A 22,499-nucleotide genomic window follows, 5' to 3' on the forward strand; every position below is an offset into this window, starting at 1 on the left:
GCGCGCCACAATGAAAAAGCCCCGCCGAGGCGGGGCTTCAAGGTTGCGGTAACCCGAGAGGTTACTGCCGACCCATTTACTGCTGCACTTGCTGCGTACCGACCACTTCGACTTCCACGCGGCGGTCCGGAGCCAGGCACGAGATGAGCTGCTTGCGGTTGCGTTGGTTGCAACCCGTCGTGACCGGATTGCGCTTGCCCTTGCCTTCCGTGTAGACCTTGCTCGACTCGACGCCCTTGCTGACCAGGTACGACTTGACAGCTTGCGCGCGACGCAGCGACAGACGGTCGTTGTACTTGTCCGAACCGATACGGTCCGTGTAGCCCGTTGCGACCACGACTTCGATGTTCATGCCCTGGATCTTGGCAGCCAGTTCGTCGAGCTTTTGCTTGCCCAGCGGCTTCAGCGTTGCCTTGTCGAAGTCGAACAGCGCATCGGCTTGATACGTGATCTTCTGGCTCGTGATGGCCGGCGGAGCAACCGGAGCGACCGGCGTCGGCGCTGCGGCTTGCGTCACCAGTGCGCCATCGCACTTTGCGTTTGCCGTTGCCGGCGTCCAGAACGCATCGCGCCAGCAAAGCTCGTTCGTGCCGTTCATCCACACGTACTCGCCCGTGCCATTCACCCAGTTGTCATTCACGGCTTGTCGCGATGCCGGCACCGATTGGGCCGATGCGGATGCAGCCACTACTGCGGTAGCTGCAATGAACGCGAGCTTTGAAAATTTATTCATATTTCTCCTCTCGAAATTGAGATTACCGCAGGTTTACTGCGAGCTTGACGACGTTGACAAGTCATACATTGCTCGGAGTATAGCATTGGTGCGGCACAAAAAACGGGGCCCCGCTCCCTTGGGGCGGCGTCTGAATGTCAGTGCTTCGGCATTTTGCCATATCGTTCCCGTCCGGCGAAAAAAAACTCCCCATCGGATTGATGGCCTTCCGGATTGTGGTTCCTGTGCAACATCCGCTGCAGGATGTTTCATTAATTGTCAAGAAGAACCTGCCTGGAATACACGTTTTCGACACAATCTTCGTTTTTCCTGCACATTCGTCGCCGCGCATAAACGGACGATGGTGACCGTATGCGATGGCGGGCGTGTGTCGCCGGCGAACTGCAAAAACGGTGCGCGCCCGCAGCCCGGCCGCCCTGCTTGATCCGGCCCCGGACGCTGCGAGGCTGCGGCGAATTTTCGCCATATACATATAGTGGGGGTGGCGAGTTTCGGTGCGGTTTTGCCGCATGATAGAATCGCACGTTGCGTCGTGACCACGGCGTTTACGCGAAAGGCGGTCCCGTCTTCGCTCCGAAACGATACGGATACATGGATCAATTCGCCAAAGAGACTCTGCCCATCTCCCTAGAGGAGGAAATGCGCCGTTCGTATCTCGATTACGCGATGAGCGTGATCGTCGGACGTGCCCTCCCGGATGTCCGCGACGGCCTGAAGCCCGTGCATCGGCGCGTGTTGTTCGCGATGCACGAACTGAACAACGACTGGAACCGGGCCTACAAGAAGTCGGCGCGTATCGTCGGCGACGTGATCGGTAAATACCATCCGCACGGCGACAGCGCGGTATACGAAACCATCGTCCGCATGGCGCAGGATTTCTCGCTGCGCTACATGCTGGTCGACGGCCAGGGCAATTTCGGTTCGGTCGATGGCGACAACGCCGCCGCGATGCGTTACACCGAAATCCGCATGGCGAAGATCGGTCACGAGTTGCTGATCGACATCGACAAGGAAACGGTCGATTTCGCGGCGAACTACGACGGCAGCGAAAGCGAGCCGACCATTCTGCCCGCGCGCATGCCGAACCTGCTGATCAACGGTTCGTCGGGCATCGCGGTCGGCATGGCGACCAACATTCCGCCGCACAACCTGTCCGAAGTCGTCGACGCCTGCCATTTCCTGCTGGCCAACCCGCAGGCCACGATCGACGAACTGATCGAAATCATCCCGGCTCCGGATTTCCCGACGCGCGGCATTATTTATGGCGTCGCCGGCGTGCGCGACGGCTATCGCACCGGCCGTGGCCGCGTCGTGATGCGCGCGGCCACGCACTTCGAGGAAATCGATCGCGGCCAGCGCATGGCGATCATCATCGACGAGCTGCCGTACCAGGTGAACAAGCGCTCGCTGCTCGAGCGCATCGCCGAGCTCGTCAACGAGAAGAAGCTCGAAGGCATTTCGGACATCCGCGACGAGTCCGACAAGAGCGGCATGCGCGCCGTGCTCGAACTGAAGCGCGGTGAAGTGCCCGAGGTCGTGCTGAACAACCTCTACAAGTCCACGCAGCTCCAGGACACCTTCGGCATGAACATGGTCGCGCTCGTCGACGGCCAGCCGAAGCTGCTGAACCTCAAGGAGATGCTGGTCTGCTTCCTCGCGCATCGCCGCGAGGTGCTGACGCGGCGCACCATCTACGAACTGCGCAAGGCGCGCGAGCGTGGCCACGTGCTCGAAGGCCTGGCCGTCGCGCTGGCCAACATCGACGATTTCATCGAGCTGATCAAGGCTGCGCCGACGCCGCCGATCGCCCGCCAGGAACTGATGGCGCGTTCGTGGGATTCGTCGCTGGTGCGCGAGATGCTGGCGCGCGCCGAAACCGACAACGCTGCGGCGGGCGGTCGCGAGGCCTACCGTCCGGAAGGGCTGAACCCGAGCTTCGGGATGCAGGCGGACGGCCAGTACCACCTGTCCGAAACGCAGGCTCAGGAAATCCTGCAGATGCGTCTGCAGCGCCTGACCGGCCTCGAACAGGACAAGATCATCGGCGAGTACCGCGAGGTGATGTCCCAGATCGCCGACCTGCTCGACATCCTGGCCCGCCCCGAGCGGATCACCGCGATCATCGTCGAAGAGCTGACGGCCGTGAAGGCGGAGTTCGGCGATGCACGCCGCTCACGCATCGAGCTGAACGCCACCGAGCTGAACACCGAGGATCTGATCACGCCGCAGGACATGGTCGTCACCATGTCGCACGCCGGCTACGTGAAGTCGCAGCCGCTGTCCGAATACCGTGCGCAGAAGCGCGGCGGCCGCGGCAAGCAGGCCACGCAGATGAAGGAAGACGACTGGATCGAGACGCTGTTCATCGCGAACACGCACGATTACATCCTGTGCTTCTCGAATCGCGGCCGCGTGTACTGGGTCAAGGTCTACGAAGTGCCGCAAGGCTCGCGCAACGCGCGCGGCCGCCCGATCGTCAACATGTTCCCGCTGCAGGACGGCGAGAAGATCAACGTCGTGCTGCCGGTGCGCGAATTCTCGGCCGACAAGTTCGTGTTCATGGGCACCTCGCTCGGCACCGTCAAGAAGACGCCGCTCGAAGCGTTCAGCCGTCCGCTGAAGAAGGGCATCATCGCGGTCGGTCTCGACGAAGGCGATTTCCTGATCGGCGCGGCGATCACCGATGGCGAGCACGACGTCATGCTGTTCTCCGATTCGGGCAAGGCGGTGCGCTTCGACGAAAACGACGTGCGTCCGATGGGCCGCGAGGCGCGCGGCGTGCGCGGCATGCAGCTCGAGGATGGCCAGCAGGTCATCGCGATGCTGGTGGCCGGCGGCGAAGAGCAATCGGTGCTGACCGCAACGGAAAACGGTTTCGGCAAGCGCACGCCGATCACCGAATACACGCGTCATGGCCGCGGCACGAAGGGCATGATCGCGATCCAGACCTCCGAGCGCAACGGCAAGGTGGTCGCCGCGACGCTGGTCGAGCCGGAAAGCGAAATCATGCTGATCACCACCGCGGGCGTGCTGATTCGCACGCGCGTGTCGGAGATCCGCGAGATGGGGCGCGCCACGCAAGGTGTTACACTCATCAGTCTCGATGAGGGCACCAGGCTGTCGGGCTTGCAGCAGATCGCCGAGGCGGACGCGGACACTGAAATCGACGCGGAAGACGCACCGGATTCCGAAGGCGACGAAGCCTGATCCAGCGGCTGCCGGCCGTCGGGAGCGCTGCAAGACAGCCGGTCCCGGCGGTGCAACTATCGTTCATATTTCCAAGAGGGAGTGATGATGCAAAAACAATTCAAGCAACTGGTCCTGCTGGCAGCCATCGTGCCGACGTTCGCCATGGCGCAATCGCTGTCGAGCCAGGCGCCGGCTGCTTCGGCTGCTCCGGCCCCGATCGACGCTGACAAGAAGGCGGCTATTTCCGACCTGCTGAGCGCCATCGATGCACCGAAGCTGGTCGGCGCGATCGCGAACAGCGCGGAAATGCAATCGAAGCAGCTGGTTCCGGCGATCCTGTCGGACGCGCTGTCGGAGAACAAGACGCTGACCGACGCACAAAAGCAGGCTGCTGTCCCGACGCTGCAAAAGAACGCAGTGCAAAAGCTGGTTGACGGCGCAGGCAAGGTGTTCGACACGCAAAACTTCAAGAGCGACGCGATGCAAGCTCAGTACGACGCTTACGCGAAGTACTACAGCACCTCGGAAATCAAGGATCTGACGACGTTCTACAAGAGCCCGACGGGCCGCAAGTTCATCCAGGTCCAGGATCAGGTTGGCCGCGATGTCGTCAACGGTCTGATGCAAAAGTACATGCCGCAAGCGATCAAGGCGACCCGCGACCAGGCCGACAAGGAAGTCGCGTCGGTCAAGCCGGGCAAGTAAGCACGCGTTTCGCCCCCGCCGGCGCACTCGCGTCGGTTTGGCGGGGCGGCAATGTCGGTGCGATAATGGCCGTTTGCGCGCGAGCGCAAGCGGCCATTCCTTTTCCGGCGCGGTATCCGGCCTCACCCGGGTGCGCCGTGTTTCCCCCGAGGTTTACGATGCGCGTGTTTAATTTCTCCGCCGGCCCCGCGGCCATGCCCGAGGACGTGCTGCGTCAAGCGGCCGACGAGATGCTCGACTGGAACGGCAGCGGCATGAGCGTGATGGAAATGAGCCATCGCGGCCGCGAATTCACGTCGATCCACGAAGCGGCGCTGGCCGACGTGCGCGAGCTGCTCGCCATCCCGAGCAACTACCGCGTGTTGTTCCTGCAAGGCGGCGGGATCGCCGAAAACGCCATCGTGCCGATGAACCTGCTCGGCGCGCGGCAGACGGTCGATTTCGTCGTGACCGGCTCGTGGTCGCAGAAGTCGTTCAAGGAAGCGCAGAAATACGGCACGCCGCATCTGGCCGCAACCGGTCGCACCGAAGACGGCTTCACGCGCGTGCCGGCCTTCGCGGAGTGGCAGATGTCGGCCGATCCGGCCTACGTGCATCTGTGCAGCAACGAAACGATCGACGGCGTCGAGACGTTCGACATTCCCGACACCGGCCGCGTGCCGCTCGTCGCCGATGTCTCCTCGCACATCCTGTCGCGCCCGATGGATGTCTCGAAGTACGGCGCGCTGTTCGGCGGCGCGCAAAAGAACATCGGCATGGCCGGCGTCACGCTCGTGATCGTGCGCGACGACCTGCTCGACCGCGCATTGCCGATCTGCCCGTCCGCGTTCGAATGGAAGACGGTCGCCGCCAACAATTCGATGTACAACACGCCGCCCACCTACGCGATCTACATTGCCGGCCTCGTGTTCAAGTGGCTGAAGGCGCAGGGCGGCCTCACCGCGATCGAGGCGCGCAATGTCGAGAAGGCGGCGCTGCTGTACGACACCATCGATTCGAGCAGTTTCTATCTGAACAAGGTGGAGAAGGGCGCGCGCTCGCGCATGAACGTGCCGTTCTTTCTCGCCGACGAAACGCGTAACGAAGATTTCCTTGCCGGCGCGAAAGCGCGCGGGCTGCTGCAGCTCAAGGGCCACAAGTCCGTTGGCGGCATGCGGGCGTCGATCTACAACGCGGTGCCGCTCGCGGGCGTCCAGGCGCTCGTCGAGTACATGAAGGATTTCGAGCGCTCGCAGGCCTGAGGCCGCCAGCGTTCATCAAGCAAGCCTAACGAGCATGGACGACGAACTCAATTCCCGCCTCAAACCGCTGCGCGAGCGCATCGATGCGATCGATACGCAACTGATCGCGCTGCTGAACCAGCGCGCCGCAGTTGCGCTCGAAGTCGGCGACGTCAAAAAGGAATTCAACGCGCCGGTGTTTCGCCCCGAGCGCGAGCAGCAGGTGATCGCGCGTCTGCAGGACATGAGCGCGGGCCCGCTGGCCGGTGAGCACATCAATGCGATCTGGCGCGAGATCATGGCCGCCAGCCGCGCGCTCGAAAAAACCATCCACGTTTCGTTCCTCGGGCCGATCGGCACCTATAGCGAACAGGCGATGTTCGAGTATTTCGGCCAGTCGATCGAAGGGCTGCCGTGTCCGTCGATCGACGAGGTGTTCCGCGGCGTCGAAGCCGGCGCGTCGGAGTTCGGCATCGTGCCGGTCGAGAATTCGTCCGAAGGCGCGGTGTCGCGCACGCTCGATCTGCTGCTGCATACGCAACTGCTGATCGGCGGCGAGCTGTCGCTGCCGATTCATCACAACCTGATGTCGCGGGCCGGCACGCTCGACGGCGTGAAGCGCGTCTGCGCGCATCCGCAGGCACTGGCGCAGTGTCAGCGCTGGCTGGCCGCGAACGCGCCGCATCTGGAGCGTCAGGCGGTGGCCAGCAATGCCGAGGCTGCGCGTCTGGCTGCCGACGATCCAAGCGTCGCGGCGATCGCCGGCGATCGCGCGGCGCTGCATTACGGCCTGCAGATCGCCTACTCGATGATCCAGGACGATCCGCACAACCGCACCCGCTTCGTCGTGATCGGCAAGGCGCCGACCGGGCCCAGCGGTTGCGATCAGACCTCGTTGATCGTCTCGGTGAAGAACGAGCCGGGCGCCGTGTTCAAGCTGCTCGAACCGCTCGCACGGCACGGCGTGTCGATGACGCGCTTCGAATCGCGTCCGGCGCGCGTCGGCACCTGGGAGTACTACTTCTACATCGACATCGAAGGCCACCGCGACAGCGAGCAGGTGGCGGCGGCGTTGACGGAACTGGGCGGCAAGGCCGCGTTCCTGAAGGTCCTCGGTTCGTACCCGCGCGCCCGCTGACGCGCCGCGGCTTTGCCCGCGTGTGCCGCGACGCAAGGCCGTTCGTTCATTTCGCGCGTGGGCTGGTGCCCGCGCGTTTTTACCAGGCGGCTGCCGTGTCTGACTTTTCGTTCAACAAACTGGTGGTGTTCGGCGTCGGCCTGATCGGTGGCTCGCTCGCCCGCGCGCTGCGCGAGCGCGGCGCCGTGCAGGCCGGCCGCGTGATCGGCGTGGGCCGTTCGCCCGCCTCGGTCGAACGCGCCCGCGAGCTCGGCGTGGTCGATGCCATCGCCGCGCTCGACGACGACGCGCAACTGTGCGCCGCGCTCGATGGCGCCGACGTGGTGCTGCTGGCCGTGCCGGTCGCGCAAACCGGCCCGCTGCTCGCGCGCATCGCGCCGTTCCTCGATCCGGCCACGATCGTGACCGATGCCGGCAGCACCAAGTCGGACGTGGTCGCCGCCGCGCGCGAGGCGCTCGGCGCGCGAATCGCGCAGTTCGTGCCGGCCCACCCGATCGCCGGGCGCGAATCGAGCGGCGTCGAGGCCGCGCTGCCCGATCTGTATGTCGGCCGCAATGTCGTGATCTGTGCGCTGCCCGAGAATGCGCCGGCGTCGGTCGCGCGCATCGAGTCGATGTGGCAGGCCACCGGCGCGGTGGTCCGCACCATGGCGCCCGAGCAGCACGATCGCGTGTTCGCGGCCGTCAGTCATCTGCCGCACGTGCTGTCGTTCGCCCTGGTCGAGCAGATCCTCGGCGAATCGGATGCGGAGCTGAAGTTCTCGTTCGCGGCCGGCGGGTTTCGCGATTTCACGCGGATCGCCGCATCGAGCCCCGAAATGTGGCGCGATGTCTGCGTGGCGAACCGTGCGGCGCTGCTCGACGAGCTCGACGCCTACACGCAGGTGCTCGGGCGCTTGCGCGCGGCCATCGACGCCGGCGACGGCGCGGCGCTCGAAGCCGTGTTCGTCCGTTCGCGCGCCGCGCGCACGGCCTGGCAGGAGCGCGGCGGCAAGCCGGCTGCCGGCCCCGTTCAGTCTTAACCGGATCTCTACAGGCTTCATATGGAATTCCTCGATCTCGGCCCGTATTCCCGCGCGTCGGGCACGGTCCGTCTGCCCGGCTCCAAGAGCATCTCGAACCGCGTGCTGCTGCTGGCCGCGCTGTCCGAGGGCGCCACGACGATCACCAACCTGCTCGATTCCGACGACACGCGCGTGATGCTCGCGGCGCTCGGCACGCTTGGCGTGCCGCTCGAGCGCGACGGCGACACCTGCGTGGTCACCGGCACGGGCGGCGCGTTTCCGGTCAAGACCGCCGACCTGTTCCTCGGCAACGCCGGCACGGCGGTGCGCCCGTTGACCGCCGCGCTGGCCGTCAACGGCGGCGATTACCGCGTGCACGGCGTGCCGCGCATGCATGAACGGCCGATCCGCGATCTCGTCGACGGGCTGCGCCAGATCGGCGCCGCGATCGACTACGAGCAGAACGAAGGCTATCCGCCGCTGCGCATCCGCCCGGCCGCGATTGCCGTCGATGCGCCGATCCGCGTGCGCGGCGACGTGTCGAGCCAGTTCCTGACCGCGCTGCTGATGACGCTGCCGCTGGTCGGCACGCCGGGTGGCGCGAGCGTCGTCGAGATCGACGGCGAACTGATCTCGAAGCCCTATATCGAGATCACCATCAAGCTGATGGCGCGCTTCGGCGTGACGGTCGAGCGCGACGGCTGGGCGCGTTTCACGGTGCCGGCCGCGCGTTACCGCTCGCCGGGCACGATCATGGTCGAGGGCGACGCCTCGTCGGCCTCGTATTTCCTCGCCGCGGGCGCGCTGGGCGGTGGCCCGTTGCGCGTCGAGGGCGTGGGCCGCGCCAGCATCCAGGGCGACGTCGGCTTTGCGGCCGCACTGATGCAGATGGGCGCCAACGTGTCGATGGGCGACGACTGGATCGAAGTGCGCGGCATCGGCCACGATCACGGCCGGCTCGAACCGATCGACATGGATTTCAACCTGATTCCCGACGCGGCCATGACGATCGCGGTGGCCGCGCTGTTCGCCGACGGCCCCAGCACGCTGCGCAACATCGCGAGCTGGCGCGTCAAGGAAACCGACCGGATCGCCGCGATGGCGATCGAGCTGCGCAAGGTCGGCGCGACCGTGGAGGAGGGCGCCGACTACCTGGTCGTCACGCCGCCCGCCGTGCTGCTGCCGAACGCGGCCATCGATACCTACGACGATCACCGCATGGCGATGTGTTTCTCGCTCGTGAGCCTTGGCGGCGTGCCGGTGCGCATCAACGATCCGAAGTGCGTCGCCAAGACCTTCCCCGATTATTTCGACCGCTTCACCGCGCTCGCGAAGCCCTGAGCCCCCGAGGCACGTTTGTTCAGATGAAATCGACTCGACCTTTCCATCCCACGCCCGTCATTGCGATCGACGGCCCCACCGCGTCCGGCAAGGGCACGGTTGCCGCGCTGGTGGCCGCGCACCTCGGCTTTCACCTGCTCGACAGCGGCGCGCTGTACCGGCTCGCGGCGCTCGCCAGCCAGCGCTACGGGATCGAACCCGACGACGAGCCGGGGCTGGCGAAGCTGATCGACGACCTGCACATCACGTTCCGCGAGGGCTGCGCCCAGCTCGATGGTGTGGACGTGTCGGACCAGATCCGCGCCGAGGCGGTGGGTAACCGCGCCTCCGCGATCGCCGTCCACCAAACCGTGCGCGCCGCGCTGGTGGCGCGTCAGCGGGCGTTTCGCAAGACCCCGGGGCTGGTCGCGGACGGCCGCGACATGGGCACCGTGATCTTCCCGGACGCGGGCCTGAAGGTGTTCCTGACCGCGAGCGTCGAGGCCCGTGCCGCGCGCCGACATAAGCAATTGATGCAAAAAGGTTTTTCTGCTAATATAGATGACTTGCTCCGGGATTTGCGTGAGCGGGACGCGCGAGACAGCAACCGCGCGGCCGCGCCGCTCAAGCCCGCGGCGGATGCGAAGCTGCTCGATACGTCGGGCCTGTCGGTCGAAGAAGCGGTCGAACAGGTTCTGACGTGGCATCGGGAAGCATTCGGTTCCGTCGTCTGAGCAACGTATGCAGTGGCAGTACCCGTAGTGGCAGCAGGTGCTTCGAGTAGCCGGCAAGGGCCGGTGCCGAAAGCGTGTTTCAACCCTTAACCCCGTGTGGCTTTCGCTTCGCCAACCCGGCCAGGTGGCCGAGGTACGAGACGGCGCGACACCACGCACAATTCGATTTTTATGTCCGATCTGCAAACCTCCACCCCGAATACCGAATCCTTTGCGGCCCTGTTCGAAGAGTCGCTGACCCGTCAAGACATGCGCGCCGGCGAAGTGATCTCCGCCGAAGTCGTCCGTGTCGACCACAACTTCGTGGTCGTCAACGCGGGTCTCAAGTCCGAGGCCTACATTCCCATCGAGGAATTCCTGAACGATCAGGGCGAGGTTGAGGTTCAGTCGGGCGATTTCGTTTCCGTCGCGATCGACGCGCTGGAAAACGGCTACGGCGACACGATCCTGTCGCGCGACAAGGCCAAGCGCCTGGCCTCGTGGCTCTCGCTGGAAAAGGCTCTCGACAACAACGAACTCGTCACCGGCACCATCACGGGCAAGGTGAAGGGCGGCATGACCGTGATGGTCAACGGCATCCGCGCGTTCCTGCCGGGTTCGCTGGTCGATACGCGTCCGGTCAAGGACACGACCCCGTACGAAGGCAAGACGCTCGAATTCCGCGTCATCAAGCTCGACCGCAAGCGTAACAACGTCGTGCTGTCGCGTCGTGCCGTGATCGAAGCGACCCAAGGCGAAGAGCGCGCCAAGCTGCTCGAAACGCTGAAGGAAGGCGCGATCGTCAACGGCGTGGTCAAGAACATCACCGATTACGGCGCATTCGTGGATCTGGGCGGCATCGACGGCCTGCTGCACATCACCGACATCGCATGGCGTCGCGTGCGTCACCCGAGCGAAGTCCTCTCGGTTGGCCAGGAAGTCACCGCGAAGATCCTCAAGTTCGACCAAGAGAAGAACCGCGTCTCGCTGGGCATCAAGCAACTGGGCGACGATCCGTGGGAAGGCATCTCGCGCCGTTACCCGTCGGGCACGCGCCTGTTCGGCAAGGTCACGAACATCACCGACTACGGCGCATTCGTCGAAGTGGAATCGGGCATCGAAGGCCTGGTCCACGTATCCGAAATGGATTGGACAAACAAGAACGTCGCCCCGTCGAAGGTTGTTCAGCTCGGCGACGAAGTCGAAGTCATGGTCCTGGAAATCGACGAAGATCGTCGTCGTATCAGCCTCGGCATGAAGCAATGCAAGCCGAATCCGTGGGATGACTTCAGCCGCAACTTCAAGAAGGGCGACAAGATTACGGGCGCAATCAAGTCGATCACCGACTTCGGCGTGTTCATCGGTCTGCCGGGCGGCATCGACGGCCTGGTCCACCTCTCGGATCTGTCCTGGAGCGAGACGGGCGAAGAAGCCGTTCGCAAGTACAAGAAGGGCGACGAAGTCGAAGCCATCGTTCTGGGTATCGACGTCGAAAAGGAACGCATCTCGCTGGGTATCAAGCAGCTCGAAGGCGACCCGTTCAGCAACTACGTTGCCATGAACGACAAGGGCTCGATCGTCGACGGCGTCGTGAAGACGGTCGACGCGAAGGGTGCAGTCGTGACGCTGTCGGGCGATATCGAAGGCTACCTGCGCGCTTCGGAAATCTCGCAAGACCGCGTGGAAGATGCTCGCAACGTGCTGAAGGAAGGCGACAAGGTCAACGCCATGGTGATCAACATCGATCGCAAGTCGCGTGGCATCAACCTGTCGATCAAGGCGAAGGATTCGGCCGAGCAGCAAGAAGCCATCCGCGGCATGCAAACCGAAGTCAGCGCAGCAGCAAGCGGCACGACGAACCTCGGCGCGCTGCTGAAGGCAAAGCTCGACGGCCAGAACCAGTAAGCCTCGCGAGGTCTGCTGAAGTATGACCAAATCAGAGTTGGTCGCCCAGTTGGCAACGCGATTTCCGCAACTTGTCCTCAAGGATGCGGATTTCGCGGTGAAAACGATGCTCGATGCGATGTCTGACGCTTTGGCGAAAGGCCATCGCATCGAAATTCGCGGCTTCGGCAGCTTTGGTCTCAACCGCCGTCCGGCTCGCGTGGGCCGCAATCCGAAGTCGGGCGAGAAAGTGCAGGTACCCGAGAAGTTCGTACCGCACTTCAAGCCCGGCAAGGAATTGCGTGAACGCGTCGATGGCCGCGCCGGCGAACCGTTGAAGAACGACAGCGGCGACGATGAGTAAGCGTCATCGCCCGAAGCCCTGCCCGCTGGCATGGCTGTAAAAAGCGCCCCTCGGGGCGCTTTTTTTATTGCTCGCCGTTTCCTGTTCGCCACGCCACTGCGATGCCGCGGTTGGCGACGCATCGGAATGCGAAGCGCATCGCGATGCGTGCGATGGCGCAGGCCGCCCGAGATCGGATTCACGGATCGCGAAACGCTTCCATTACAATACTGGCACTTCAGACGCGGCGGGGCAGGATGCCGCCCGCGCAACATCACAGGAGGGCTTCATGAAATTCGTTGTCTGGCTGATCCGTGTGCTGGTGTTCGTGCTGTTGCTCGTACTGGCGCTGGCCAATACGCAAAGCACCACGCTCAATTTCCTTGCCGGTTATGCCTGGCAGGCGCCGCTGATCCTGATCGGCCTCGCGTTCTTTGTCGTGGGCCTGGTTGCCGGCCTGTTGTCGGCGCTGCCGGCCGTGCTGCGAATGCGCCTCGAAAACGGTCGCCTGAAGCGCGACCTGCGCTCGGCCCGGGAAACGCCGGTGGTGATCGATCAACCGATGCCGCCCGTCATTTAACGATTAGCCGGGCCGCCTTGCGCGGGCCCGGCATTGCTTCGATACCTCATGGATCTGGATTTCTGGTGGCTGCTGGCCATCCCCGTTGCGTTCGCATTCGGCTGGATGGCGTCGCGCTACGACCTCAAGAAGCTGCTGTCCGAAAGCGCTAGCCTGCCGCGCTCGTATTTTCGCGGCCTCAATTTCCTGCTCAACGAGCAGCCCGATCAAGCCATCGATGCGTTCATCGAGGTGGCCAAGCTCGATCCCGAAACGGTCGAACTGCACTTCGCGCTCGGCAACCTGTTTCGCCGCCGCGGTGAAACCGATCGCGCGATCCGGGTGCATCAGAATCTGTTGAACCGCAACGACCTGCCCGTCAACGAACGCGACCACGCGCTCTACGAACTGGGCCAGGATTTCCTCAAGGCCGGCCTGCTCGACCGCGCCGAGGAATCGTTCCACATGCTGGCCGACGGCGATTACGCGCTCGGCGCGCAGCGTGCGCTGCTGACGATCTACGGCATCGAGAAGGACTGGAACAAGTCGATCCAGACAGCCGGCAAGATCGAATCGATGGACGGTGGCTCGCTGGCCACGGAAATCGCGCAGTTTCATTGCGAACTGGCGCAGGAGGCTTTGGCGAAGAAGAACGCCGAGGCGGCCGGCAGCCAGTTGCGCGACGCGCTCGCCGTCAATCCGCAGAACGTGCGTGCCACCATCCTGTCGGGCGACGTGGCCGCGGCAGCCGGCCATCACGAGGCCGCGATCGGCCATTGGCAGCGCGTCGAGCAGCAGAACGCCGCGTATCTGCCGTTGGTGGCCGAGAAGCTCATGAAGTCGTATCTGGCGCTCGACCGCGCTGCCGAGGGCGCAGCGCTGCTGACCGGCTATGCCGATCGCTATCCGTCGAACGACCTGCTCGACGTGGTGTTCCAGTACGTGTCCGAGTTGCGCGGTGCCGATGTCGCGCATACGCTGGCGCGCACCCAGATGCAGAAGGCGCCGAATCTGTCGGGTATGCTCCACCTGCTCGACGCCCAGATCGCCACGGCCGACGAGCCGCGGCGGGCGGAGCTGGAGATGATGCGCACGCTGGTCAAGCAGCGCACCAAGAACCTGCCGCGCTATACCTGCCACGACTGCGGGTTCCGGGCGCGGCTGTTCTACTGGCAATGCCCGGGCTGCAGCGGCTGGGAAACCTACGCACCGCGGCGCGTCGAAGCCGGCGTCTCGAATTAGTAGGCACGGAATTCTGCTCAACCTCCGGAACGAATCACCGGGAAACCTATGAAAATCACCATCATCGGCACCGGCTATGTCGGTCTCGTCACGGGCGCCTGCCTCGCGGAGATCGGCCATGACGTGTTCTGTCTCGACGTCGATCCGCGCAAGATCGAGATCCTCAATAACGGCGGCATTCCGATCCACGAGCCGGGGCTGCAGGAAATCATCGCGCGCACGCGCGCGGCCGGCCGGATCACGTTCTCGACCGACATCGAGGCGAGCGTCGCGCATGGCGAGATCCAGTTCATCGCGGTCGGCACGCCGCCCGACGAGGATGGCTCGGCCGACCTGCAATACGTGCTCGAAGCGGCGCGCAACATCGGCCGCTACATGGCGGGCGCGAAGGTGATCGTCGACAAGTCGACGGTGCCGGTCGGCACGGCCCAGCGCGTCGGCGGCGTGGTCGAGCAGGCGTTGGCCGCGCGCGGCCTGGCGGACAGCGCCGCGCACCGTTTTTCGGTGGTGTCGAACCCCGAGTTTCTGAAGGAAGGCGCGGCCGTCGAGGATTTCATGCGGCCCGACCGGATCATCATCGGTGTGGACGACGATGCCGCCGGCACGATCGCGCGCGAGAAGATGAAGAAGCTCTACGCGCCGTTCAACCGCAACCACGAACGCACCATCTACATGGACGTGCGATCGGCCGAATTCACCAAGTACGCGGCCAATGCGATGCTGGCCACGCGCATCTCGTTCATGAACGAGATGTCGAACCTGGCCGAGCGCGTCGGCGCCGATATCGAATCGGTCCGGCGCGGCATCGGTTCCGATCCGCGCATCGGCTATCACTTCCTCTACGCGGGCGTCGGTTACGGCGGCTCGTGTTTCCCGAAGGACGTGCAGGCGCTGATCCGCACGGCCGCCGAAAACGGCCAGCCGCTGCGCATTCTCGACGCCGTCGAGGCCGTCAACCACGCACAGAAAAGCGTGCTGCTGGCGAAGATCGAAAAGCAGTTCGGCGCCGATCTGGCCGGCCGCAGTTTCGCCGTGTGGGGCCTCGCGTTCAAGCCGAACACCGACGACATGCGCGAGGCGCCGAGCCGCACGCTGATCGCCTCGCTGCTGGAGCGCGGCGCCTCGGTGCGCGCCTACGATCCGGTCGCGATCGACGAGGCGCGGCGCGTGTTCGCGCTCGACTTCGCCGGCAACGAGGCCGCGCTGGCGGGCCTGAACTTCGTCGCCACCAAGGAAGAGGCGGTGGCGGGCGCGGATGCGCTGGTCGTCGTCACCGAATGGAAGGAATTCAAGAGCCCCGATTTCGCGCATCTGAAATCGGTGCTGAATGCGCCCGTGATCTTCGACGGCCGCAATCTCTACGAACCCGAGGCGCTGGCCGAACTCGGGATCGATTACCACGCAATCGGACGTCCGCATGTCGCAGCTCAATCCTCCGCGCGCGGCTGAGGCCGCATCGAACGTCGCCACGGTGTCGCGCGAGCGGCTGGCGAAGTCGCGCGTGCTGGTGGTGGGCGACGTCATGCTCGACCGCTACTGGTTCGGCAACGTGAACCGCATCTCGCCCGAGGCGCCGGTGCCGGTGGTGCACGTGCAGCGCCAGGAAGAGCGGCTCGGCGGCGCGGCCAACGTGGCGCGCAACATCGTCACGCTGGGCGCGAATGCCGGCCTGCTGTGCGTGGTCGGCACCGACGAGCCGGGTGAGCGCATCGTCGGCCTGCTCGGCGAGAGCGGTGTCGAAACGCACCTCGAACGCGACGCGCAACTGCCGACCACCATCAAGCTGCGCGTGCTCGCGCAGCAGCAGCAATTGCTGCGCGTCGATTTCGAGGCCTCGCCGCAGCACGAAGTGCTGCTGGCCGGCCTGGCGCGCTTCGACACGCTGCTGCCCACGCATGGCGTGGTGCTGATGTCCGACTACGCCAAGGGCGGCCTCACGCACGTGACGACGATGATCGCCAATGCGCGCGCGGCCGGGCTGCCGGTGCTGGTCGATCCGAAGGGCACCGATTGGGCGCGCTATCGCGGCGCTTCGCTGATCACGCCGAATCGCGCCGAATTGCGCGAGGTGGTAGGCCGCTGGCATTCCGAGGACGACCTGCGCGCACGCGTGCGCGAGCTGCGCACCTCGCTGGCGCTCGACGCGCTGCTGCTGACGCGCTCGGAAGAGGGCATGACGCTCTACTCCGACGCGGGCGAGCTGAACGTGCCGGCGCTCGCGCGCGAGGTGTTCGATGTGTCGGGCGCGGGCGACACCGTGATCGCGACGGTGGCGGCCATGCTCGGCGCGGGCCTCACGCTGGATGAAGCCGTGATGCTCGCGAATCGCGCGGCCGGCATCGTGGTGGCCAAGCTCGGCACGGCCACGGTCGAATACGGCGAACTGTTCAACTGAGCAAGCGGGCGGCCAGCCGCCCGCTTCATTCACTTTCCGAGAAGGACGATCATGACGCTCATCGTCACCGGCGCAGCCGGTTTCATCGGCGCGAATCTCGTCAAGGCGCTCAACGAGCGCGGCGAAACGCGCATCATCGCGGTCGACAACCTGACCCGCGCAGACAAGTTCAAGAACCTCGTCGATTGCGAAATCGACGACTACCTCGACAAGACCGAGTTCGTCGAGCGCTTCCAGCGCGGCGATTTCGGCAAGGTGCGCGCGGTGTTCCATGAAGGCGCCTGTTCGGACACGATGGAAACCGACGGCCGCTACATGATGGACAACAACTTCCGCTACAGCCGCGCGGTGCTCGACACCTGCCTGGCGAACGGCACGCAGTTTCTGTACGCGTCGTCGGCGGCGATCTACGGCGGCTCGACGCGCTTTGTCGAGGATCGCGAGGTGGAAGCGCCGCTGAACGTGTACGGCTATTCGAAGTTCCTGTTCGATCAGGTGATCCGCCGCGTGTTGCCCGACGCGAAGAGCCAGATCGCGGGCTTTCGCTACTTCAACGTGTATGGCGCGCGCGAAACCCACAAGGGCCGCATGGCCTCGGTGGCGTTTCACAACTTCAACCAGTTCCGCGCCGAGGGCAAGGTCAAGCTGTTCGGCGAGTACAACGGCTATGCGCCCGGCGAGCAGACGCGCGATTTCGTCTCGGTCGAGGATGTCGTGAAGGTCAACCTGTTCTTCTTCGATCATCCGGAGAAGTCGGGCATCTTCAACCTCGGCACGGGCCGCGCCCAGCCGTTCAACGACATCGCCACCTCGGTGGTCAACACGCTGCGCGCGCTCGACGGCCAGCCGCCGCTGACGCTGGCCCAGCAGGTCGAGCAGGGGCTCATCGAATACGTGCCGTTCCCCGACGCGCTGCGCGGCAAGTATCAATGCTTCACGCAGGCCGATCAGGGCAAGCTGCGCGTGGCCGGTTACGACGCACCGTTCCTGACGGTGCAGGAAGGCGTCGACCGTTACGTGCGCTGGCTGTTCGGCCAGCTGTAAGCCAGGTCGGATCGTCCCTACACTGGGTCTCACGGTCGGCAGCCGCCGGCCGTTTTTCTTGATGGGAGATCCGGATGCTGAAGAAGATTCTGGTGGTGGCGATGTGTTGCGCGGGGCTGGCTCAGGCGTGGGCCGCGGTCGACGTCAATCAGGCGAGCGACGATGCGCTGCGCGGCATCAAGGGCATCGGTCCGGCGAAGGCCAAGGCGATCGTCGACGAGCGCACCGCGCATGGGCCGTTCAAGGATGCCGCCGATCTCGCGCGACGCGTGAGCGGTATCGGCGAGAAGTCGGTCGAGCGGCTCGTGTCCGACGGCCTGACGATCGGTGCCGCGAAGGCGCCGGCCGCGCGCGGCGCTACGGCGGCGCCGGCGAAGCTGTCCGGCAAGTGATCGATAAGTAGCCGGCTTCGCCCGGTCAGGCGGGTCGCGTTGGGCGCGCGGCTTGCATCATGCCGTCATGGCTCCTTCAGCCGTCGCTGGTCGACGGATTCCCGCGGCGCTGTCGCGGGTTTTTTGCGTGATGCGCCGGTGCGGCGCCGAGCGCGCGTAGCGTCTTCCCGCCCGGCCGCGATTCCGCCCCGCACGGCGGATCCGACGCTGGATTACAATCTTCGGATTCATCGGCCTCGCATCCACATTACGTTCATGGCTTACAAAACTATCGAAGACACGATCGGCAACACGCCGCTCGTGCAGCTCGTCCGGGTGCCGGACGACGAGATTCGCTCGCGCAACAACGTGATCCTCGCGAAGCTCGAAGGCAACAATCCGGCCGGTTCGGTGAAGGACCGGCCCGCGCTGTCGATGATCCGCAAGGCCGAGGAGCGTGGCCGGATCAAGCCGGGCGACACGCTGATCGAGGCGACCAGCGGCAACACCGGCATCGCGCTGGCGATGGCCGCGGCGGTGCGCGGCTACAAGATGCTGCTGGTCATGCCGGAAGATCTCTCGGTCGAGCGCCGTCAGAGCATGGCTGCCTACGGCGCCGAAATCGTGCTCACGCCCACCAAGGGCGGCATGGAGCTGGCGCGCGATCTGGCCGACCAGATGCAGCGCGAAGGCAAGGGCGTGATCCTCGATCAGTTCGCCAATCCCGACAATCCGCTCGCCCACGTCGAAACCACCGGCCCCGAAATCTGGCGCGATACCGAAGGCCGCATCACGCACTTCGTATCGGCGATGGGCACGACGGGCACCATCATGGGCACCTCGCAGTTCCTGAAGAGCCAGAACGAGAAGGTCGAGATCGTCGGCGCGCAGCCCGAGGACGGCTCGCGCATTCCGGGCATCCGCAAGTGGCCCGAAGCCTACATGCCGTCGATCTTCGACCGCAGCCGCGTCGATCGCGTCGAGAACGTGAGCCAGGCCGCCTCGGAAGCGATGGCGCGCAAGCTGGCGGCCGTCGAAGGCATTTTCTGCGGCATCTCGTCGGGCGGCGCGTGCGAAGTGGCGATGCGCATCGCGCGTCAGGTCGAGAACGCGACGATCGTGTTCATCGTGTGCGACCGCGGCGACCGTTATCTGTCGACGGGCGTGTTCCCGGCCTGAGCGTTCGCATCGCATCCGGCGCGCCTCGCATGACGGCGCGCCCATGAAAGAAGCGCCGTTGAAGAACGGCGCTTTTTCTTTGTGGCGTGGCTTGGCGCCATACGGCTTACTGCGTCGCGAGCATCTTCTGCTTCACGCGTTCGCCCAATTGATACACGGACAGCGCGTAGAAGAAGCTGCGGTTGTAGCGCGTCAGCACGTAGAAATTCTTCAGGCCGATCTTGTACTCGGTGGCGCGGCCCGGGCTCGGCAGGTCGATCACCAGCACCGGCGTGCCCGCTTCGGCGGCCGCATTGACCGACGGCTCGTCGAGCACGAGGCCGGCCTGCGTCAGTTGCGACAGTTGCAGGTGCGGCTCGGGCTTGCCGTCGGCGGCGGCTTGCGCCACGCCCTGGCTGCCCGCGTCGGACGCGATGTTCCACACCACCGGGCGGCCCGGCTCCCAGCCGTGCTGCTTAAGATAGTTCGCCACGCTGCCGATCGCGTCGGCCGTGCTGGTGCGCAGGTTGATCTGGCCGGTGCCTTCGTAGTCGACGGCATAGCTGCGGATGCTGCTCGGCAGGAACTGCGGAATGCCGATCGCACCCGTGTAGGAGCCCTTCACGCTGGTCGGATCGATCTGGCTGTCGCGCGTCCAGACGAGGAAATCCTCGAGGTTCTTGCGGAAGGTTGCCTGGCGGTCGTCGCGGTTCGGCGTGTCCGGGTAGTCGAAGGCCAGCGTGGTCAGCGCGTCGAGCGTCGGGAAGTTGCCCATGAAGCGGCCGTAGATCGTCTCCACGCCGATGATGCCAACGATCACTTCGGGCGGCACGCCGAATTCGTTCGAGGCGCGCTGCAGCGTGGCCTGATTCGCACGCCAGAACTTCACGCCGGCGTTGATGCGGATCGTGTCGAGAAAGCGCGATTGATAGACGCGCCAGTTCTTGACCGACGGCGACTGGGCCGGACGCACGAGGCGCACGGCCGTCGCCGAATAGTTCGCACTGGCAAACAATGCGTGTAGGCGCGCCGGATCGAGCCCGTCGCGCGCGGCGATTTCGTTGATGAAGGCATCGACTTTCGGATTGTTCGCATACTGCTGCGGCACGATCTGTTCTTCCGACGGCGACAGGCCGATGGCCGGCGACGGCTGTGGCGCTGCCGCCGAAGGCACGGTGGCGACCACGGGCGCCGCCACCGGCGTGCCGGCTGCGGCGTTTGCCGGTGCGGTGGCGATCGCGCCGGCCGGTTGCGCGGCCTGCGGGCCGGCCGGCGTCTGCGCGCATGCGGCCAGCGTCGCGACGGCTGCAGCGAGCACCAGGCTCTTGAGCGGAAAGCGAGAAGGCGAACGAAGCGAAGGGGAGACGGCGGACGATCGGAGAGTCATGGGAACCGGAGGAAGGACAGCGCGGTTGAGTTCGGGGCAGTATAACTGACGCTTTTCGCGCATCGGTTTGGTGCCGGGGCCAATGTGGTAAGTTAGCGGCGAATCCGCGCGCGACGACGCGTCGTCATCATCGAAGGAGACTCGCGGCACCGGCTTCGCTCGTGTCGCGACACACGTCAATGGCAACCGCTTTTTACACGCATCCCGATTGTCTGCTGCACGAGATGGGCGAGTGGCATCCGGAATGCCCGTCGCGGCTGTCGGCGATCCAGGATCAACTGATCGCCAGCCGGATCGACGACCTGATCGAACACGAGAGCGCGCCGCTCGCGAGCGAGGCGGATCTGGCGCGCGTTCATACGCACGCGCACATCGACTACCTGCGCTCGAACATCCCCGACGCCGGCTACTTCACGCTCGACCCCGACACCTCGATGAACCCGCACACGTGGCGCGCCGCGTTGCGCGCGGCCGGCGCGGCGATCGCGGCCACCGACGCGGTGATCGAGGGGCGCTACGACAACGCGTTCTGCAGCGTGCGGCCGCCCGGCCATCACGCCGAGCCGGCGCGCGCGATGGGCTTCTGCTTCTTCAACAACGTGGCGATCGCGGCGCGCCATGCGCTCGACGTGCACGGGCTCGAACGGGTCGCCGTGATCGATTTCGACGTGCATCACGGCAACGGCACCGAGGCCGCGTTCGCGAACGACCCGCGGGTGCTGATGTGCAGCTTCTTCCAGCATCCGCTGTTCCCGTTCTCGGGCACCGAGCACCCGGCCGCGAACATGGTCAACGTGCCGGTGCCGGCACGCACCAACGGCATGACGATCCGCGAGACGGTGGATTTGCTGTGGATGCCGCGGCTCGAGGCGTTTCGTCCGCAGATGCTGTTCGTGTCGGCCGGCTTCGACGCGCATCGCGAGGACGATCTCGGGCGCATGGGGCTGGTGGAGGCCGACTACGAATGGCTGACCGCGCAGATCTGCGACGTGGCGCGGCGTCATGCGCAGGGCCGCATCGTCAGTTGCCTCGAAGGCGGCTACAACCTGTCGGCGCTCGGGCGCAGCGTGGTCGCGCATCTGCGCACGCTGGCCGGGATCTGAGCGCGGCCGGCGTCGCGGCGCCCGTCGCGGCCGCCGTCGTTCAGCTTCTCGCCACGATCCAGCCGATCAGCGCGCCGATCACGCGCTCGCGTTCGAGGTCGTTCATCGTCTCGTGATAGTTGCCGTCGTAGAGCGTCAGCGTCCTGTCGGCCGGCCCGGCCTGCACGCCGAACTCGCGGCTGCCTTCGGGCTCGGTCAGCTTGTCGGCCGTGCCGTGGTAGATGAGCGTGGGTAACGCCAACGACGCCCGGCCGCGCGCAATTCGCTCCATCGCCACCAGGATTTCCGCGCCGGTGCGCGCGGGCACCGCGCCGTGATGCACGAGCGGATCGGCGCGATTGGCGGCCACCACGGCCGGGTCGCGCGAGAGCAGCGCCGCGTCGATCTTCAGCGCCGGAAAGCGCGGCCACACGCGGCTGATGAAGCGGCTCGCGGCCAGCATCCAGCGCGGCACGTCGCGGCCGGGGGCAAGTGCCGGGCTCGACAGGATCAGCCCGGCGAAGCGGCGCCCCCGCACGTTCGCGCGCTCGATCGCGTAGAGCGCGGCGATCGCGCCGCCCATGCTGTGTCCCATCAGGAACAACGGCGCCGTGCCGTGAGCGCTGCCGGCGTGGGTGGCGAAATCGACGAGCGCGTCGGCATCGTCGAGATAGCGGTCGAACCGTTCGACCCAGGCGCGCGGGCCGGGCGAGCGGCCGTGGCCGCGCAGGTCGACGGCCACCAGTTCGATGCCGGCCGCGTTCAGCCTGCCGGCCAGCGCGTCGTAGCGGCGCGCGTGTTCGCCCAGCCCGTGGAGCAGCGCGACCGTCGCCCGTGGCGTGTCGCCCGCCCGCCAGCGCCAGGCGGCCAGCTCGATGCCGTCGGCCGTGCGCACGCTTGCACCGACTGCTGCTGCTGAAGGTCCTGCATGCCCCGACGGGGGAAGCGTGGCGTTCATCGCGCGTGTCTCCGATAGGGCGGATGGAAGTGCGGATGATCATAGTCGCGCCGT

20 protein-coding genes are annotated in these 22,499 nt (G+C 65.3%); 17 read left to right on the forward strand and 3 right to left on the reverse strand.

The features are described 5' to 3' along the window. Positions 1-76: 76 nt before the first annotated feature. The gene (gene ompA / locus AB4850_RS17115) at positions 77-733 is read right to left on the reverse strand and encodes an outer membrane protein OmpA (RefSeq protein WP_414444211.1); all 657 of its coding nucleotides are present in this window, start codon (positions 731-733) and stop codon (positions 77-79) included. Positions 734-1,324: 591 nt separating this feature from the next. On the opposite strand from ompA, the gene gyrA reads away from it, so the two are divergent. The 16 genes from gyrA to cysM all read left to right on the forward strand — a co-directional run bounded on the left by gyrA (position 1,325) and on the right by cysM (position 19,039). After that, positions 1,325-3,940 (forward strand): DNA gyrase subunit A, encoded by a 2,616-nt coding sequence (gene gyrA, locus AB4850_RS17120; RefSeq protein WP_414444212.1) that lies wholly within the window; start codon positions 1,325-1,327, stop codon positions 3,938-3,940. An 87-nt stretch (positions 3,941-4,027) separates the two neighbouring features. Next, on the forward strand, positions 4,028-4,627 hold the full coding sequence (locus AB4850_RS17125) for a DUF2059 domain-containing protein (RefSeq protein WP_414444213.1): 600 nt from the start codon (positions 4,028-4,030) through the stop codon (positions 4,625-4,627). Between the two features lie 158 nt (positions 4,628-4,785). Beyond that, positions 4,786-5,868 (forward strand): 3-phosphoserine/phosphohydroxythreonine transaminase, encoded by a 1,083-nt coding sequence (serC, locus tag AB4850_RS17130; RefSeq protein WP_414444214.1) that lies wholly within the window; start codon positions 4,786-4,788, stop codon positions 5,866-5,868. A 34-nt stretch (positions 5,869-5,902) separates the two neighbouring features. Then, positions 5,903-6,985 (forward strand): prephenate dehydratase, encoded by a 1,083-nt coding sequence (gene pheA / locus AB4850_RS17135; protein WP_414444215.1) that lies wholly within the window; start codon positions 5,903-5,905, stop codon positions 6,983-6,985. A gap of 95 nt (positions 6,986-7,080) precedes the next feature. Continuing rightward, a complete protein-coding gene (locus AB4850_RS17140) occupies positions 7,081-8,007 on the forward strand; it encodes a prephenate dehydrogenase (RefSeq protein WP_414444216.1) in 927 nt (308 codons plus the stop codon). Between the two features lie 21 nt (positions 8,008-8,028). After that, the gene (gene aroA / locus AB4850_RS17145; protein WP_414444217.1) at positions 8,029-9,330 is read left to right on the forward strand and encodes a 3-phosphoshikimate 1-carboxyvinyltransferase; all 1,302 of its coding nucleotides are present in this window, start codon (positions 8,029-8,031) and stop codon (positions 9,328-9,330) included. A 23-nt stretch (positions 9,331-9,353) separates the two neighbouring features. Continuing rightward, a complete protein-coding gene (gene cmk, locus AB4850_RS17150) occupies positions 9,354-10,043 on the forward strand; it encodes a (d)CMP kinase (RefSeq protein WP_414445536.1) in 690 nt (229 codons plus the stop codon). Positions 10,044-10,214: 171 nt separating this feature from the next. Continuing rightward, entirely contained in the window at positions 10,215-11,927 is a 1,713-nt protein-coding gene (rpsA, locus tag AB4850_RS17155) for a 30S ribosomal protein S1 (RefSeq protein ID WP_414444218.1), read from the forward strand. 22 nt (positions 11,928-11,949) lie between these two features. Beyond that, positions 11,950-12,270: an integration host factor subunit beta gene (locus tag AB4850_RS17160; RefSeq protein WP_414444219.1), complete on the forward strand. Its 321-nt coding sequence runs from the start codon at positions 11,950-11,952 to the stop codon at positions 12,268-12,270. Positions 12,271-12,538: 268 nt separating this feature from the next. Then, positions 12,539-12,829 (forward strand): LapA family protein, encoded by a 291-nt coding sequence (locus AB4850_RS17165; protein WP_414444220.1) that lies wholly within the window; start codon positions 12,539-12,541, stop codon positions 12,827-12,829. A gap of 48 nt (positions 12,830-12,877) precedes the next feature. Next, positions 12,878-14,050, forward strand: a complete 1,173-nt coding sequence (lapB, locus tag AB4850_RS17170) for a lipopolysaccharide assembly protein LapB (protein ID WP_414444221.1) — start codon at positions 12,878-12,880, stop codon at positions 14,048-14,050. Between the two features lie 48 nt (positions 14,051-14,098). Then, complete coding sequence (locus tag AB4850_RS17175; RefSeq protein ID WP_414444222.1) at positions 14,099-15,499, forward strand: UDP-glucose dehydrogenase family protein; 1,401 nt, start codon at positions 14,099-14,101, stop codon at positions 15,497-15,499. Further along, on the forward strand, positions 15,468-16,445 hold the full coding sequence (gene rfaE1, locus AB4850_RS17180) for a D-glycero-beta-D-manno-heptose-7-phosphate kinase (protein WP_414444223.1): 978 nt from the start codon (positions 15,468-15,470) through the stop codon (positions 16,443-16,445). Before AB4850_RS17175 ends, rfaE1 begins: the two co-directional genes overlap by 32 nt. A 51-nt stretch (positions 16,446-16,496) precedes the next feature. Then, entirely contained in the window at positions 16,497-17,489 is a 993-nt protein-coding gene (gene rfaD / locus AB4850_RS17185) for an ADP-glyceromanno-heptose 6-epimerase (protein WP_414444224.1), read from the forward strand. A gap of 74 nt (positions 17,490-17,563) precedes the next feature. Next, the gene (locus AB4850_RS17190; protein WP_414444225.1) at positions 17,564-17,881 is read left to right on the forward strand and encodes a ComEA family DNA-binding protein; all 318 of its coding nucleotides are present in this window, start codon (positions 17,564-17,566) and stop codon (positions 17,879-17,881) included. 255 nt (positions 17,882-18,136) lie between these two features. After that, complete coding sequence (cysM, locus tag AB4850_RS17195; RefSeq protein ID WP_414444226.1) at positions 18,137-19,039, forward strand: cysteine synthase CysM; 903 nt, start codon at positions 18,137-18,139, stop codon at positions 19,037-19,039. A gap of 106 nt (positions 19,040-19,145) precedes the next feature. Here cysM and mltB read toward each other — a convergent pair whose 3' ends face one another. Next, the gene (mltB, locus tag AB4850_RS17200; RefSeq protein WP_414444227.1) at positions 19,146-20,405 is read right to left on the reverse strand and encodes a lytic murein transglycosylase B; all 1,260 of its coding nucleotides are present in this window, start codon (positions 20,403-20,405) and stop codon (positions 19,146-19,148) included. A 179-nt stretch (positions 20,406-20,584) separates the two neighbouring features. On the opposite strand from mltB, the gene AB4850_RS17205 reads away from it, so the two are divergent. Further along, positions 20,585-21,508, forward strand: a complete 924-nt coding sequence (locus tag AB4850_RS17205) for a histone deacetylase family protein (protein WP_414444228.1) — start codon at positions 20,585-20,587, stop codon at positions 21,506-21,508. Positions 21,509-21,548: 40 nt separating this feature from the next. On the opposite strand, the gene AB4850_RS17210 is transcribed toward AB4850_RS17205, so the two are convergent. Further along, entirely contained in the window at positions 21,549-22,382 is an 834-nt protein-coding gene (locus AB4850_RS17210) for a lysophospholipase (protein WP_414445537.1), read from the reverse strand. Between the last annotated feature and the right edge of the window lie 117 nt (positions 22,383-22,499).

The organism is Burkholderia sp. 22PA0106 (genome assembly GCF_047497155.1).
In the GTDB taxonomy this organism is placed as follows: domain Bacteria; phylum Pseudomonadota; class Gammaproteobacteria; order Burkholderiales; family Burkholderiaceae; genus Burkholderia.